The organism is Amycolatopsis suaedae, assembly GCF_004214935.1.
GTDB lineage: Bacteria > Actinomycetota > Actinomycetes > Mycobacteriales > Pseudonocardiaceae > Amycolatopsis > Amycolatopsis suaedae.
On sequence record NZ_SFCC01000006.1, the window covers coordinates 149,154 to 163,198 of the forward strand.

At 65.1% G+C, this 14,045-nt stretch carries 16 protein-coding genes and 1 tRNA gene; 7 read left to right on the forward strand and 10 right to left on the reverse strand.

Translation table 11 applies throughout. The features are described 5' to 3' along the window. Positions 1-6: 6 nt before the first annotated feature. From EWH70_RS13250 to EWH70_RS13270, 5 genes are all read left to right on the forward strand, one after another. Positions 7-912, forward strand: a complete 906-nt coding sequence (locus tag EWH70_RS13250) for a UTP--glucose-1-phosphate uridylyltransferase (protein WP_130475661.1) — start codon at positions 7-9, stop codon at positions 910-912. Further along, positions 909-2,180, forward strand: coding sequence for a molybdotransferase-like divisome protein Glp (glp, locus tag EWH70_RS13255; RefSeq protein WP_130475662.1), 1,272 nt, complete (start codon positions 909-911; stop codon positions 2,178-2,180). The genes EWH70_RS13250 and glp overlap by 4 nt, the downstream gene beginning before the upstream one ends. Positions 2,181-2,182: 2 nt before the next feature. Then, entirely contained in the window at positions 2,183-2,845 is a 663-nt protein-coding gene (locus tag EWH70_RS13260; RefSeq protein ID WP_130475663.1) for a GNAT family N-acetyltransferase, read from the forward strand. Between the two features lie 142 nt (positions 2,846-2,987). Further along, positions 2,988-3,752, forward strand: a complete 765-nt coding sequence (gene sepX / locus EWH70_RS13265; RefSeq protein ID WP_130475664.1) for a divisome protein SepX/GlpR — start codon at positions 2,988-2,990, stop codon at positions 3,750-3,752. A 53-nt stretch (positions 3,753-3,805) separates the two neighbouring features. Continuing rightward, a tRNA-Ala gene (locus EWH70_RS13270) sits at positions 3,806-3,878 on the forward strand. A 79-nt stretch (positions 3,879-3,957) separates the two neighbouring features. Here EWH70_RS13270 and EWH70_RS13275 read toward each other — a convergent pair. The 10 genes from EWH70_RS13275 to EWH70_RS13320 all read right to left on the reverse strand — a co-directional run bounded on the left by EWH70_RS13275 (position 3,958) and on the right by EWH70_RS13320 (position 11,248). Beyond that, positions 3,958-5,061, reverse strand: coding sequence for a site-specific integrase (locus tag EWH70_RS13275; RefSeq protein ID WP_240686965.1), 1,104 nt, complete (start codon positions 5,059-5,061; stop codon positions 3,958-3,960). A 100-nt stretch (positions 5,062-5,161) separates the two neighbouring features. Then, on the reverse strand, positions 5,162-5,476 hold the full coding sequence (locus tag EWH70_RS36610; protein ID WP_338078572.1) for an excisionase family DNA-binding protein: 315 nt from the start codon (positions 5,474-5,476) through the stop codon (positions 5,162-5,164). Continuing rightward, entirely contained in the window at positions 5,365-6,957 is a 1,593-nt protein-coding gene (locus EWH70_RS13285) for a replication initiator (RefSeq protein ID WP_130475667.1), read from the reverse strand. Before EWH70_RS13285 ends, EWH70_RS36610 begins: the two co-directional genes overlap by 112 nt. A gap of 1 nt (position 6,958) precedes the next feature. Next, entirely contained in the window at positions 6,959-7,219 is a 261-nt protein-coding gene (locus EWH70_RS13290) for a hypothetical protein (protein WP_130475668.1), read from the reverse strand. Between the two features lie 2 nt (positions 7,220-7,221). Beyond that, complete coding sequence (locus tag EWH70_RS13295) at positions 7,222-7,908, reverse strand: ABC transporter permease (protein WP_130475669.1); 687 nt, start codon at positions 7,906-7,908, stop codon at positions 7,222-7,224. Continuing rightward, on the reverse strand, positions 7,905-8,648 hold the full coding sequence (locus EWH70_RS35805) for a GIY-YIG nuclease family protein (RefSeq protein ID WP_205669112.1): 744 nt from the start codon (positions 8,646-8,648) through the stop codon (positions 7,905-7,907). Before EWH70_RS35805 ends, EWH70_RS13295 begins: the two co-directional genes overlap by 4 nt. Next, complete coding sequence (locus tag EWH70_RS13305) at positions 8,645-9,472, reverse strand: FtsK/SpoIIIE domain-containing protein (RefSeq protein WP_130475670.1); 828 nt, start codon at positions 9,470-9,472, stop codon at positions 8,645-8,647. Before EWH70_RS13305 ends, EWH70_RS35805 begins: the two co-directional genes overlap by 4 nt. Before the next feature lie 99 nt (positions 9,473-9,571). After that, complete coding sequence (locus EWH70_RS13310; protein WP_240686966.1) at positions 9,572-10,390, reverse strand: hypothetical protein; 819 nt, start codon at positions 10,388-10,390, stop codon at positions 9,572-9,574. 220 nt (positions 10,391-10,610) lie between these two features. Further along, positions 10,611-10,883, reverse strand: coding sequence for a hypothetical protein (locus EWH70_RS13315; protein ID WP_130475671.1), 273 nt, complete (start codon positions 10,881-10,883; stop codon positions 10,611-10,613). A 35-nt stretch (positions 10,884-10,918) separates the two neighbouring features. After that, on the reverse strand, positions 10,919-11,248 hold the full coding sequence (locus tag EWH70_RS13320) for a hypothetical protein (protein ID WP_130475672.1): 330 nt from the start codon (positions 11,246-11,248) through the stop codon (positions 10,919-10,921). Between the two features lie 194 nt (positions 11,249-11,442). On the opposite strand from EWH70_RS13320, the gene EWH70_RS13325 reads away from it, so the two are divergent. Both EWH70_RS13325 and EWH70_RS13330 read left to right on the forward strand, forming a co-directional pair. Then, positions 11,443-12,774: an NsdA family TPR-like regulatory protein gene (locus tag EWH70_RS13325; RefSeq protein WP_130475673.1), complete on the forward strand. Its 1,332-nt coding sequence runs from the start codon at positions 11,443-11,445 to the stop codon at positions 12,772-12,774. A gap of 6 nt (positions 12,775-12,780) precedes the next feature. Beyond that, on the forward strand, positions 12,781-13,335 hold the full coding sequence (locus EWH70_RS13330; RefSeq protein WP_240686967.1) for an NUDIX domain-containing protein: 555 nt from the start codon (positions 12,781-12,783) through the stop codon (positions 13,333-13,335). The last annotated feature ends 710 nt before the right edge of the window (positions 13,336-14,045 follow it).

Below are 14,045 nucleotides of genomic sequence, written 5' to 3' on the forward strand. Positions count from 1 at the left end.
GCACCCATGACGGGCGCCGAAACCACGCAGACGTTCCGAACCGCCATCGTGCCGGCGGCGGGATTGGGCACGAGATTCCTGCCGACCACCAAGGCCGTGCCGAAGGAACTGCTGCCGGTCGTCGACACGCCGGGGATCGAGCTGGTGGCGAGCGAGGCCGCCCAGGCCGGCGCGAAGCGGCTGGTCATCGTCACGTCGCCGGGCAAGGAGTCGGTGGTCAACTACTTCCGTAACGCGCCCGAGCTGGAGGAGACGCTCGAGAGCAAGGGCAAGACCGACCTGCTGGCCAAGGTTCGCCGCGGGCCCGGCCTGCTCGACGTCGAGGTCGCCATCCAGGAGCAGGCGCTCGGCCTCGGCCATGCCGTGGCGCAGGCCGAGGGCAACCTGACCGACGAGGACGGTGCCGTCGCCGTCCTCCTGCCCGACGACCTGGTGCTGCCGACCGGGGTGCTGGAGCGGATGGCGGCCGTGCGGGCCCGCGAGGGTGGCAGCGTGCTGTGCGCGTTCGACATCCCCAAGGAGCAGATCTCGCCCTACGGGGTCTTCGACGTCACCGACACCGGCGACCCCGACGTCAAACGCGTGCACGGGATGGTCGAGAAGCCCGCGCCGGAGGACGCCCCGTCGACCTACGCCGCCGCCGGCCGTTACCTGCTGGACCGGTCGATCTTCGACGCGCTGCGCCGGATCACCCCGGGTTCCGGTGGGGAACTGCAGCTCACCGACGCCGTCGCGCTGCTGATCGCCGAGGGACACCCGGTGCACGTGGTGGTTCACCGGGGTGGCCGCCACGACCTGGGCAACCCCGGAGGGTTCCTGCGTGCGGCGGTCGACTTCGCGCTCGAGGACCCCGAGTACGGGCCGTCCCTGCGCACCTGGCTGACCGAACGGATGGAGAGCCAGCGCCCATGACCGCACCCGAGTCCGCCGCCGCGCCGGAGTCCGAGGCCAGCGAGTTCCGCTCCGTGGACGACCAGCTCGCGCTGGCGCTTGGCGCCGCCGTCCGGCCGAGGCCGGTTCGCGTAGCCATCTCCGAGGCGCAGGGCCTGTTGTGTGCCGAGGAGGTCGTCGCCGAGCACGCGTTGCCCGGTTTCGACCAGGCGGCGGTGGACGGCTACGCGGTGCGCAGCGTCGACGTGCGCCCCGCGGGCCAGGAACCGGTGCAGCTGCCGGTTGTCGGGGAGATCCCGGCCGGTTCCCGTCAGCCGCGCCGGCTCCAGCCGGGCCAGGCGGTGCGGGTGGCGACCGGAGCGCCGCTGCCCACGCTCGCCGACGCCGTGGTGCCCGTCGCCTACACCGACGAGCACCCGGCGAAGGTCACCGTCCACCGGCCGGTTCCGTCGGCCGGATACGTCCGCCGGACCGGCGAGGACGTGCAGATCGGCGACGTCGCCGTCCGTCAGGGCGACACGATCGGCGCGGCCCAGGTCGGCCTGCTCGCCGCCGTCGGCAAGGCGAAGGTGCTGGTCTACCCGCGGCCGAGGGTGTCGGTGATCTCCGTCGGCGACGAGCTGGTCGACATCGACCGGACGCCGTCGGTCGGGCAGGTCTACGACGTCAACTCCTACGCGCTGGCCGCGGCCGCGCGCGACGCGGGCGCCGAGGTCAGCCGGGTGGGGATCGTCCCGAGCGACCCGAAGCGGCTGCGGGAGGTCGTCGAGGGCAGGCTGCTGATGTCCGAGGTCGTCGTGGTCGCGGGCGGGGCGGGCGGCAGCTCGGGTGACGAGGTGCTGGCCGCGCTGTCGGAGCTGGGCCGGATCGACATGACCAGGGTGGCCATGCACCCCGGCTCGGTGCAGGGTTTCGGCAGGCTCGGGCCGGACTCGGTGCCCACGTTCCTGATCCCGGGGAACCCGATGAGCGCGCTCGTGGTTTTCGAGGTGCTCATCCGGCCGTTGATCAGGGCGGCGCGGGGGACCCGCAACCCCCATCGCAGGACCGTCAGTGCGCGGCTGCTGTCGCCGATCACGTCGACCAATGGGCGGCGTGGTTTCCTGCGTGGTCAGCTGCTGCGGGACGAGAGCAACGGCGAGTACCTGGTGCAGCCGCTCGGCACGTCCGGCGCGCACCTGCTGGCGTCGCTGGCCGAGGCGAACTGCCTGATCAATGTCGACGAGGACCTCACCGAGGTGACCGCGGGCGAGCAGGTGAAGGTGACGTTCCTCGCCCAACGCGGCTGATCATGACGCCACCGGACTACTACCGGGCGGACAGCCGTCACCCGGGCTGGCCGGTGCGGCTCGGCCCGCTGACGGTCCCGGCGGGGACGGTCACGCTGCGGCCGGTGCGGCTGCGCGACGCGCGGGAGTGGAGCCGCACGCGCCTTGCCGACCGCGGCTACCTCGAACAGTGGGAGCCCAGCGCGGCCGGATCCTGGGAGGAACGCAACGCCGTGCTGGCGTGGCCGTCGCAGTGGGCGGCGCTGCGGTCGCTCGGCAGGCGCGGGCAGTGTCTGCCGTTCACGATCCTGCTGAACGGGACGTTCGCCGGGCAGCTGACGATCGGCAACGTCATCCGCGCGTCGCTGCGTTCGGCGTGGGTGGGTTACTGGGTGCCGTCCGCGCTGGCGGGCGGCGGGATCGCCACCGCGGCCGTGGCGCTGGCCGTCGACCATTCGCTGGGCGAGGCCGGGCTGCATCGCATCGAGGCCACCGTGCGTCCGGAGAACACGGCGAGCGTGCGGGTGCTGACGAAGGCCGGTTTCCGCAGGGAGGGCCTGTTCGAGCGGTACCTCGACGTCGCGGGCGGCTGGCGGGACCACCTGTGTTTCGCGATCACGGCGGAGGAGACTGGGCCGGGTCTGGTGGCCCGGCTGGTGGCGAGCGGCAAGGCCGAACACGCCTGAAGGCGCGTTACCACATAAGCTGGTTTTCACCTAATCCAGTGACAAGATCCATGATCTCTCCCGGCGAGCCTCCGTTTCTTCTGTTACTCCTGTGACTAGCGTGACTAACGAACGGAGTTCACGTCGGGGGAGGTGACGGGAGATGCCTAGCTCGTTGATCATTGTCGCGCTGGCCGCGGCATGGCTCGTCGTCCTCGTTCCCATGATCGCGCGCAAGCGCCAGGAGATCGCACGCACCGCGGACTCCGCGTTGGCCGCCCGAGTCGTGCGGAGCGGGAGCACACGCAACGAGGGGCGGGAGGAGTTCAGCATGGCCGACACCGTGCAGCCGGACGAGCACCCCGATGACCGTGACGACCTCGAGGCCGTGGAGGAGCCCGAGCCCCGGGAGGAGGCCGAGCTGCCGCCGCTGCCGCAGCCCAGGCCGGACAACCCCCGCCGCTACCGCCCAGGCCGTGGCGGCTTCGATCCGGAGGCCGCGGAGATCGCCGCGAAGGCGAAGTACGCGTTCCGGCAGCGTGTCGTGATCATCCTGCTGGTGCTGGCCGTCGTCACGGCCGGCCTGGCTGGATTCCTGCTCCCGTTGCTGTGGTGGGTGCACGGCGCCGTCGACCTGACGCTGATCGGCTACCTCGTGTACCTGCGCAGGCAGGTGCGGATCGAGAACGAGATCCGCGAGCGGCGGATGGCGCGCATGAGCGGCTCCCGGCCGGTGCGCCGGGCGCCGTCCGACGACGTGGAGGTCACCCGCGCGTCGGCGGAGATCGTCGGATCCGAGCGCAAGCCGTCGCCGACCTCGCGCATGCGCCGGCAGGCCGCGGTCGTCGACCCCGAGGACGAGGACCCGGCCTTCCACGACCTCGAAGAGCCTGGTCAGGCGGGTTTCCGCAGGGCGGCGGGCGAGTAGGGACCCTCCCGCTCGGTCGGCACAGCGCCGTTGCTATGCTGATCGGGCTTCAAGGGGCTGTAGCGCAGTTGGTAGCGCGTCTCGTTCGCATCGAGAAGGTCAGGGGTTCGATTCCCCTCAGCTCCACAGCAGGTCAGAGGCCCTTTCCGGACACCCGGGAAGGGCCTCTTTGCGACCTGTACAGCAGCAAAGTACAGCAGTAGCTTCACTGGAGGCTGTCCCCAAGCTTCTTGAGCGCTGCCCGAGTCTGCTCGGACGAAACCTCGGTGTAGACCTCCATCGTGACCGTGAACTGGGCGTGTCGCAGGATGCGCATCGCAACGCGGGGATGTACGTCAAGGTCAGCCAGCAGTGACCCGCAAGAACGTCGACCATCGTGCACGGTGATGTATCGCACGCCAGCCTTTCGGCACCGGGTGGCCCAGGAACGCAGGAAGTTGCGGGGCTCGATCGGGGTGCCGTTCTGAGTGGTGAACAACAGGTTGCTCTTAATCCAGGCGTCCGCCTTCTCGCGGTCCCGGTTCCGCTGCTCGATACGGAGCTTCAGCGCGGCCGTGACGACGTCGATAAGCGGCAGGGTGTCATCGGACGTCGCGGTCTTGGTCTGACGGTGCAGCAGGCGCTTACGGACGCGTTGAAGCTGCCAGGAGATGTCCAGCTCCGATGCCTCGAAGTTGATCGCATCGTCAGGCAGGCCCAGGACTTCGCCCTCACGCATCCCCATGACCACGATCAGGACGTACGCCGCGTAGAGCGGGTCATCCTCGGTCTTGGCTGACTCCAAGAACCGCCGAGCCTCATCGCTGGACCACCGTTGACGCCTAGGCTTACGAAGCGTCGGCAGGCTGACGAGCGCGACCACGTTCCGGCTGATCAACTCTTCTCGGATCGCGTGGTTCAAGGCGCTCCGCAGGCAATCCCGGATGTCTTTGACCGTCCGAGCTGAAGGCGTCTGCTCGCAACACCGCCCAAGGGCACAACATCGTTGCTTCACCTTCGTCCGACGAGCGTCCTTGCCCTGCGCGCAGCACTGGCACACCTGCGACAGCCTGTTGACCCACGTCTGTGCCTCGCGGAGTTGCAGCCGGTCGATTCGGCGTTCGCCAAGAAAGGGAGCTATGTAAAGCCTGACGAACAGCTCGTAGTTGACGTACGTCTTCGGTGCTCGATTAGGCTCGATGACCTCTTCGAGCCAGCTAAGCAGGTACGGTCCGAGTTTGGGCACATTCGTAGCAACCGGCCCTTTCTTGGCTTGGTGGTGTAACTTGAGCCACTTGTTATGTACCTCGTCGCGGTCCTTGCCGTACACGTACTTACGCTTCCGGGTGCCGACAGGCGTTTGTACCCACACGTATGCAGCGTAGCCATTGCGGTAAGGGTAAATTGAACCCTCGCCGTTGGCGCGCGATTTACCACTCATTTTCTGCCTCCTGGACTCGTCGTTGGATGTACTCATCGACCCAATTGGGCAAAATGCGACGGTTTCGTCCGTCTTTTATTGATCGGATTTCGCCCATGGCAACCAGCATCTTGGTCTTCGATAAACTAAATCCAAGCATCTGTGCGACCTCTTTTGTGGTATGCCACTTCGGCGTAATCACTGTCATGTTGTTCACCTCCTCCCGTTGATCAGCGCGTCGTGTTCTTCGCGTGCGGTGAGGCGGTGCTCTCGTGCTTTGGCTGCTGCGGTGTTCGCTAGCTGGGCGTCTCCAGTGGTGAGCCATCCCACGCCGTCGAAGGTGTGGGTGACGATGAGGTTGGCTTGGGCACCATCGGGATCATCGTCCAGGGGCGTACTCTCGGGCGGCTGACTGTCCTGTGTGGACTGTCCTATTTGGTAAGCGCGGCGGACGGCGCGGAGTGCTCCGAGGGTGGTGGAGTAGCGGCGACTTTTGGTGGCGAAGTGTCCGCCGTAGCCGAGCATGTGTGCCCAGCGCTGTAGTCCGCCCCAGCCGGGCAAGCTTCTCTGCGGTCCGTGGTCGGGTCCGTGGTCCCATTCGGCGCGTTGGGCGGCGCTGGTGCACCAGAGAGGGTACTGGCCGAGGGACCAGCAGGCTTGTAGCTGGCGGTTCTGGTGTGTGTCTTCGGTGGTGTAGTAGCGGATGGACTCGGCGGTGAGTCGGCGGGAGACGTGCCCGGCGTCCTCGGTGGCCTTGGTGGCGTACTTGGCGAGGTACCCGGCAACGGCGGTGGTGGTGAGGTCGCCCCGGTCGTCGAGATCGGCGCCGACGAGGCTGACGGGGCGGATGTCGAGTTGTTCGCCCCAGGAGATCTCCCAGCCGTCCTGCTTGCGTGGGTGCGGGGCAGTGTCGAAGCTCGTCGCGTGGACAGCGCTGGTGATGTAGGAGTGTAGATGGTCCACGGTGATCGCTGGGTGGGGCGTCAGCACCTGGTCTTTGTCGTTCGGGTCGTAGCCGTCCAGGCGGATCAGGGCATGGAAATGGACTGCCCCGCGGTGCTGATACTCGGCGACCTTGGCGTACTGCAGCCGCACCGCGGTTTGCCGGCCGAGGGTCTTCGCGTGCGCGGCCAGCTGGCGGTTGATGGCGATGGTGGTGCGTCGCCACAGCTCACCCGCGTGCAGGTTCCACACGGCCTGGTGTTCGTAGTCGTAGCACTCCCGGCACAGCGGCTCCCCCGTCCGCTGGTCCTCGGGAGTGTGGAAGGTCCAGCAGGCCAGCAGCACCCCGTGTGGGCACCTGACCGGGTTTCTCCGGGGCGTACACGGCCGACGGGCGCCAGGACGGCTGGCGGTGTGCACGAGGCCGAACGAGGGGGCGGTGAAGGTGACGAACAGGCAGGGATGGTTGACCACGGTGTCGGGGACACCTTTGCCGCCGAGTAACCCGGCTTTGATCAGGTGGTACATGTCGGCGCGATAGGTCTCGGCGCAGCCTGGGCACACAGTGGCACGGCGGTTCTTGCAGGCGACGTAGAGCATGCCGTCGGGCATGCTGTCGCTGATCCGGTCAACCTCGGTGACGCGGCCGTCGTTATCGAGCCACTGTGCTGCCACCCGCAGCCGCACTGGTTGGGAGCAGGCGGCAGCGGGCATGACGTGCGACAGCCACCAGCCGTAGCCGGGGTCGCTGGCCCGATTGAGGTGAGCAGGGGTAGCCGCAGGGAACGGCGAGTACTCGGCAACGGCCCCCACCCCCAGTACCGGTGTGGTGCTGGGGGTGAGAGTCGTGGTCGAGGCAGTCACGTCAGCCGCGTCCGACAATCCGAACCTGTGCGACGTTGAAGGCGGTCAGCGTGTATCGAAGCCGCTCGTCGCTGACGGGTTTCAGAGACACGTTCACTCGGTGCATGCGAAGTTCCCAGGAATTGTGAATGGTCCACACGAAGGTGGAAATGTCGGCGCCACTGTAATAGGCGTCTTCCCACTGGGAGGCGTAGTCGGCAAATGTTCCGAGGCTCATTGCCCCGTCGGTGATCCACATGAACTGCCGGTCGTCCTGACTCATTTCTACTTCTCCTTCGTGTCGTTGGTAACTAGTTTGGCCAGCGCGGACGCGAGACCAAGAACGATGACCGGAATAATGGCCACGAGCATGACGATCGGCCACGGTGCTTTCGTGTATCCGGCCGCGGCCATCAGGTGATACGCGACCTGAGCAATAGCGCCGATAACCAGGCTGCCAATGGCGGACCATTTCGCGAATCGCTGGGTACGCTGACTGCTGTCCTTGCTCGTGCCGAGCCACACCCGCAGGGCGTAGGCCGCGTAGGCTTCCACGGATAGCGGAAGGACCACGGCGGTGTTGATACGCAGGGCATCCCAGATGCCCGGCAGCGGGGTAATGATTCCGAAACCGGCCATCTGGCCGAGTCCGACCCAGCCGGACCACACGGCCACGGCAGCCGCCGCACCAATGATGATCAGCGGCCAAGGCTTGGGCCGCTTCACAACCGGCGCTTGCGTCTTCTTTCGCGTCGCAGTCGGCTTGGTCTTCGCCGTCTGTGTCGTGGTGGTCTTCTTCGTGGTAGTGGGCTTCTTGGCTACGTTGGTCCGCTGCGTCCGGGCAGACCGGTTCGGTGTGACAGTCTCCGGTGGACTGTCGGTGTTTGGCTGGACGGTGGTACCGGTTTGGTCCAGTGTGGACGGATGATGAGCGCGAATGGTGGTCGCGCCGTTGACGGTGGGAGTGCTCATGTCGTCTTCTCCTTGATCTCGGAGGAGTGAAGGTCGGCGCCAGTGGCCCAGCGGAACAAGGGCCAGGGATGCTTGCCGACGCGTGAAATGGGCTGATCTGCCTCTACGTCGACGAGGTAATCCGGCAGGAACAGGGTGAGTCCGGTTTCCAGGTCAACGACCATGCGGCAGGTGTTGTCGCTGCCGGATTCGAGGTCTTCTTGGACGCACCACACGGAGCCGTCCTTGCGGATGTATGGGGTGGTGTAGTTCAGAATTTTCATGGTGGGTGTCCTTTCGCTCCAGCCGAGCAGATCGGCAGGCGTGATCGTTCGAGGAATGCCGGTAATGCGGCGGGAAAGTTGCCGGGCGGCGTAGGTGATCACCGGCTTGTTGGTGATCCATTCGCCGTCGATCACGGCAAACAGGCGGCGTGCGACCGGGCGCAGTTCGCCGGGTGTCCACACCCGTTGCGGTGGTCGGATGCCGCAGTGCGGGCACACGCGGGAGGCGCCACCTTGTTGTTTGATCTGACGTTCCCGTGTCCGGGTGCCGGACCAGGTACGGGCCAGCGTCCAGGTGATGCCGTGCTGGCGGATCACGGCGAGTAGCCGGGCGCCATGGCCCTGTTGGTGCTGCATGAGCCGCTGGTTCAGGTCGGCTGCCCAGCCGAGATAGTGCCGGGCGTGCTTGTAAGGCTGGTCGAAGTGCAGCAGGTACACGGTGCCGGTCCGAGACCGTCGCGGGTTGGCGGTGGTCATGCCGACCACCCGGTGCGACGAAGTTGACGGGCGTACTCGACTAGCCCGTAGATATCGGAGTCGGACAGGTAGGCCGACTTCATGCGGCGCGGGGTGCCGCCTTCGGCGAGCAGCAGGCCGATACCTCGGTCTTCGGGAGCGATGTCCTTGGCGGAGTAGCCCTGCTTGGCCCAGCCGACCGACAGGATGATGTCGCTGCTGGAATCGGTGGTGCAGCGGAAGGCGAGCCGGTAGCCGAACAGGTCCCGCAGGCTGGTCGGGATGATGTCGGCCGAAGGCCGTTGGGTCGCGGCGACCACGATGATCCCGGCCGCTCTGCCTCGCGCGATGACGTCGCGCAGCAGGATCATGAACTCTTCGCGCTGGTCCTTGGTGCCGGTGGTCACCGAGTAGTAGGCGACTTCATCGATCACGCAGAGGATCACCGGTACCGGGTCGGTGGCGATGACCTTGCGCCGGTTGACCCGAGCCAGTTCGGCGTAACGGCGGTTCATCTCGCATTGGAGCTGCCGCAGCCGCTTGTTGGCGTCGGTGATGTTCGGGCCGACGAAGACGTCAGCGACGTCGCGCCACATGCCCAGTTCGACTTCCTTGCCATCGAACAGCCACATCGAGCAGTCCGTGGACAGCGCACCGTGTGCAACAATGTTGTTCAGTTCGACGGACTTGCCCGAACCGGGTTCGCCGCCCATGAGCAGCTGCCGGTAGACGATCGGGGTGTCGACGCTGTAGCCGTATTCATCAATCCCCAGGTGAACGGGGTCATACATCGACAGGCTGGCCACCGGATACCTGTCCGGCGCAGCCGCAGTAGTGGTGGACATAACAAGGTTCCTTCCAAGGCGAATGCGGATGACGCGAGCGAGCGACACGGGCCGAAGGAACCGCCAAGAACCAGCCGTCCCGTGTCGAGCGTGCTCACATCAATCGATGTAGTCGGTTAAGTCCTCTCCGGACACGACCACCGCACCGTTAGCCGACTCAGCCGGAGCCGACGAAGCAGTGGTGGTCTTGCGAGAGCCGTTCTTCTTGACTTCCGGTCCGACCGGTTCCGGAGTTACCGCCGTGATGTCCTCAACGGTGGCGGCCTTGATGGCCTCTGTGCCCTCACCCTTAACCTTGTTCTTCACCAGACTGGTGAGCTGAGACAACGGTGAGGCGATAGCGTCACTGCTGGCCAACGGATCACGGCGGATGATCTCTACCTTGACCAATGTGGACAGCTTGCGAACCCGCTGCATTCGGGCATCCATGGCAAAACACGCCGGAGCGATATAGGTCAGCGCATCTTCGATGTCTTCGCCCGAAGCGCCAGCACGAACCCAGAGCCAGACCTTCTCGCCGGTCTTTGTCGGACGTGCCCACAGCATCAACGGCAGACTGCCGTCCAGGTTCATCGTGCGGACCTTGCACACCTTCAAGCAGGCACGCATACGATGCCGGTCCAGTACGCACCAGAACCGTGCCATCAGATATCGCCCCGTCGCCGGGAACAACAGCAGGCCCGCGAGCAGGGCCACGCACAGCACGTTGCCGGCAATGTCACCAAACACCGACCGGAACCACCAGTTGCAGGCTGCAGCGAGCACGACGACCACCAGGATCGCTCGGGACCTGACCACCAGGCCGATGAGCTGCCAGACGATGGCGAACGACATCAGGAACAGGATGACCAGTGTCCCGCCCATCACGTACGGGTTGAGGTTCAACATGATCGTCAGAACAACGACCACGATCACCATGAACAGGCACCGTCGCCAGGTGCCGAAGAGCGGCCGTAACACCGACCATGGACCCGTTTGACGACGATCGAAGTACTCGAACCCAGCGCGGTTACCACCACGCCCAGTACTGCGAGTAGACTTAGCCATGACTCGACCCTCCAAGGCGAGTTGATAAGTGAAGAGACACGGGGCCGGAAGGAACCGCCAAGAACCAGTCCGGTCCCGTGTTCTCTCAATTTCAGCCGTCGAGCGCTCCGAACACCTCGTTCGAGTTCAACTGCTGATCGGCAACGATGTAGCGAGCCCATGCCATGCACGTCTGAGCGCCCATGACCTCATAGTTCCGCCACATTTTTCGGTATTCGTCCCACAGACGATCAGCCTCGTCTGTGTCGCCTGCATCACGCGCAGCCTTCCAGGCATCCGACTTCAGCTTGCACTTATGGCCCATCTCCGCCTGAGCCTTGCTCAGACGCTTCCACAACTCCCACAGTTTCGCGGAATCAAGCACGATCCGGACTCCTAACTAACTAGTGAGTTGTCCGCTCACGCGGCAGACTTGCCAGCAGCAACCAGCTTCAGCTCGCCAGCCCGAAACGCGGTACCGTTCTTACCGTTCTGTGCCCACGGAATCGCCTGCAGATCAATCGGGGTGACAAGCTGACCAGCGTTGACCTTGGGGGGCTGCTCGCCCGCGACGGTCACGTTGATCACCTCAGCCCCGTCATCTGCCATGGCGACAAGCTGCACAGTCCACAACGGCATCTGCGTGTTTCGGTCGCGCTTCTGCGCCGGGTTCGCGCCTGGCTCCATCTTCGCCTGCGGGTCACGAGACACCGTAAACGTGACCTTCGACGTGTCAATGATCAGTCGCATACTCACTGCCCTCCAAGGCAATTTGATTTCTAACGCCCCGGTTATCGGTGGCGTAGTTCCATAGAACCCTTTCGTCGCCGCGTTCTACAGTGACGACAGATGACGGGGGTGACGGTGCATGACGCTCCTATTGAAAATGCGGCTTCGGTGCGAGATAATTGGAGCGGATGCACGTACCCGACTTAGGGGGGCGGATGACTCCGCTACGGCAGGCGCGCGACAAGAAGGGGTGGACCAAGGTCAAGCTGGTTCACCTGATCGAGGCATGCGCACGTCAGCGCAAGGTGAAGCTGCACAAGACCACGCAGAGCTTGCTGCGCGAGGTGTCGTTCTGGGAAAGCGGGAGCCGGAACCCGCAGGAGCCGATCCGAAGCATCCTGTGTCAGATCTACGGCATGTCTGCTTTGGAACTGGGCTTGAGTCCCACGCCAAACGAGGCACGGTCGGATGTTGGCTTGATCTACTCGCCTGCCTTGCAGGACGCGGTTGAGACGTTGACCAAGCTATCCGTGTTCGATTTCAACCGGCACACTGGCGTGACTCAAGGTGACTACTCGGTGGACGCTTTGAACGCGGCGTGCATGGACTGGCTGTTTCAGGAGTCACGCTACGAAGCTCATGCTGGCGCGATCTCTATGTCTGACGTAGCTGAGGTTCGAGCAGCTACGCAGATGTTCGACAGCCTGGATCGCTCGGTGGGTGGAGAAGAGCAGCGGTTGCACGCCGTTCAGTTCCTGCGTGAGAAGGTGGCTCCGAAACTCGAACGAGCTGGTGATGATCCGACAAGTCGCGCGTTGTTCACAGCGACGGCATCCCTCTGCGAGGTCATCGGATGGATGGCATACGACGCCGAACGCCATAGCGCTGCTCAACGCTACTTCGTACAGGCGCTCCGTTGGTCGAAAGACGCCGACGAACCTGCGTACGGAGCGTATGTGTTGAACACTATGAGTCATCAGGCCCTGTATCTGAAGCGCCCGAACCATGCGCTGCGGTACGCCTTGGCCGCTCGTGCAAACGCCCATGTGGCGGATGTGCCGATTGTGGCAACGGAAGCGACGCTGCTCGCAGCACAAGCGCATGCGCAGATGGGCAACGAACCCGAGTGTCGGAGCTTGATCCTGGAGTCGGAGACGTTGTTCGCCCGTGTGCGCCCAGGCAACACGCCGTCATGGGCGAAGCACTGGACGGACGCGGTGTTCGCTACGTTCGTCGGTACCTGCTGGGTTGATCTAGGTAAGCCGCGGGAAGCGTACGAGCCGTTGAAGCTCGCCTGGGATGCCGCCGAGGGACAGCCGCGACGCCGGGTGTACAGCACGGGGCAGTTGGCGAAGGTGGCTGCGTTGAACAACGATGTTGAACAGGCGGCTAGTCTCGGGTTGGCGGCAGTCGACTCAACCGGCCGGCAGTCGTCACAACGGTCGTTGCAGGTGATTCGAGAGGTTGATGGACAGCTCCGGCGTTACGCCAAGCAACCCGTCGTACGAGACTTCCATGAACGCGCCCGTCTCCTGCTGGCGGGGTGAAAGCGAGTGACAGAGCAGATGCATCACCTCGACGCGGATCAGGCCGCTCGGTTCTTTCAGGACATGAACGCCGAAGGGGAGCCGGAGAAGGAGTTCAACCCCGGCATCGCTAGCCGCATACCGGGCAAAACGGTAGCGGCAGGTGCCCTCATTCAGGATGGGCAAGGCCGCCTCCTGTTCGTGACACCCATCTACAAGCCGTACCTGGAGATCCCTGGTGGTGTAGTCAACAGCAACGAACCGCCGCATGCCGCCTGCCAGCGCGAGGTTCGTGAAGAGCTGGGACTAGACATCGAACTGGGTGGTCTGCTGGTGGTCGACTGGACTCCCCAACATGGTGTGTGGCGAGACAGCCTTCAGTTCATCTTCGATGGCGGCGTTCTGCCTGCCGAGCAGGCCCAGCGGATCACCTTGCCCTACGACGAGCTGAAGAACTTCCAGTTCGCCGAGCTGGACCAGGTGGCGAAGCAGCTCAAGCCCTCGTTGCACCGACGTCTTCAGCAGGCCGTTGCTGCGAAGGAAGCGGGAACCGCCACGTACAGCGAGTTCGGTCGGAGCTGACCACTGAGGGGCTACGCGCCCGGCTCGTGAGGACTTTCTTTACGTCTTCAAGCCGCCCCTGACGGGGCGGGAACGGCGCGGCCGAACAGGCGAGCGTCGCTGCGTCCTCCGCGCAGGCGCTCCGGACTCCGCTCGCCATCACGGGCGCCGTCGGCCGCGCCTATCACGCGCCGTCAGGGGCGGTGAAACGTGAGAAGTTCTCAGGTGCTCGCCGCGAACACGAGCTGTCACCTCCGGCCAGGACCAGGCGCGCACAGTGTACGGGCCGTCACTCACGCCTCAAGCCCTGATCGGCGCTGCGGTGAGGCAGTCGGGCGGCCGGTTGTCGACGCCGATCAGGGCTTGACCCGCGAGCCTCCACGGCCCTAGCAACCCGCCTTGCGGGCAGGCCGGACGGCCTGCCCGATGGTGCGTGCGCGCCTGGTCCTGGCCTCTTCCCGGCGCGGGGGCCGTACCGCAGCGAAGTACAGCAACCACGCTGACTCCGGCTGTACCTGTTTGCCTGCCTATGCCGCTCTGACCTCGATAAACACCAACAATGATCTTCCTGCGAACAGTTCGCATCGAGAAGGTCAGGGGTTCGATTCCCCTCAGCTCCACGCATGGTGGCCCGTGCCCGCGGAGGGCGCGGGCCTTTTGCGTTCCGCGTGTCTTGTGGGGGCGTAGCCCCCACGCCCCGCTCGGGGCACGGCCCCGAAGCCCCAACGGTG

Bases quoted from the DNA above. Each gene is read 5' to 3' on its own strand.
- EWH70_RS13250 (WP_130475661.1), top strand. From the start codon at position 7: ATGACGGGCGCCGAAACCACGCAGACGTTCCGAACCGCCATCGTGCCG.
- glp (WP_130475662.1), top strand. From the start codon at position 909: ATGACCGCACCCGAGTCCGCCGCCGCGCCGGAGTCCGAGGCCAGCGAG.
- EWH70_RS13260 (WP_130475663.1), top strand. From the start codon at position 2,183: ATGACGCCACCGGACTACTACCGGGCGGACAGCCGTCACCCGGGCTGG.
- sepX (WP_130475664.1), top strand. From the start codon at position 2,988: ATGCCTAGCTCGTTGATCATTGTCGCGCTGGCCGCGGCATGGCTCGTC.
- EWH70_RS36610 (WP_338078572.1), bottom strand. From the start codon at position 5,476: ATGGCTCACCACTGGAGACGCCCAGCTAGCGAACACCGCAGCAGCCAA.
- EWH70_RS13290 (WP_130475668.1), bottom strand. From the start codon at position 7,219: ATGAGTCAGGACGACCGGCAGTTCATGTGGATCACCGACGGGGCAATG.
- EWH70_RS13295 (WP_130475669.1), bottom strand. From the start codon at position 7,908: ATGAGCACTCCCACCGTCAACGGCGCGACCACCATTCGCGCTCATCAT.
- EWH70_RS35805 (WP_205669112.1), bottom strand. From the start codon at position 8,648: ATGACCACCGCCAACCCGCGACGGTCTCGGACCGGCACCGTGTACCTG.
- EWH70_RS13305 (WP_130475670.1), bottom strand. From the start codon at position 9,472: ATGTCCACCACTACTGCGGCTGCGCCGGACAGGTATCCGGTGGCCAGC.
- EWH70_RS13310 (WP_240686966.1), bottom strand. From the start codon at position 10,390: ATGGTGATCGTGGTCGTTGTTCTGACGATCATGTTGAACCTCAACCCG.
- EWH70_RS13320 (WP_130475672.1), bottom strand. From the start codon at position 11,248: ATGCGACTGATCATTGACACGTCGAAGGTCACGTTTACGGTGTCTCGT.
- EWH70_RS13325 (WP_130475673.1), top strand. From the start codon at position 11,443: ATGACTCCGCTACGGCAGGCGCGCGACAAGAAGGGGTGGACCAAGGTC.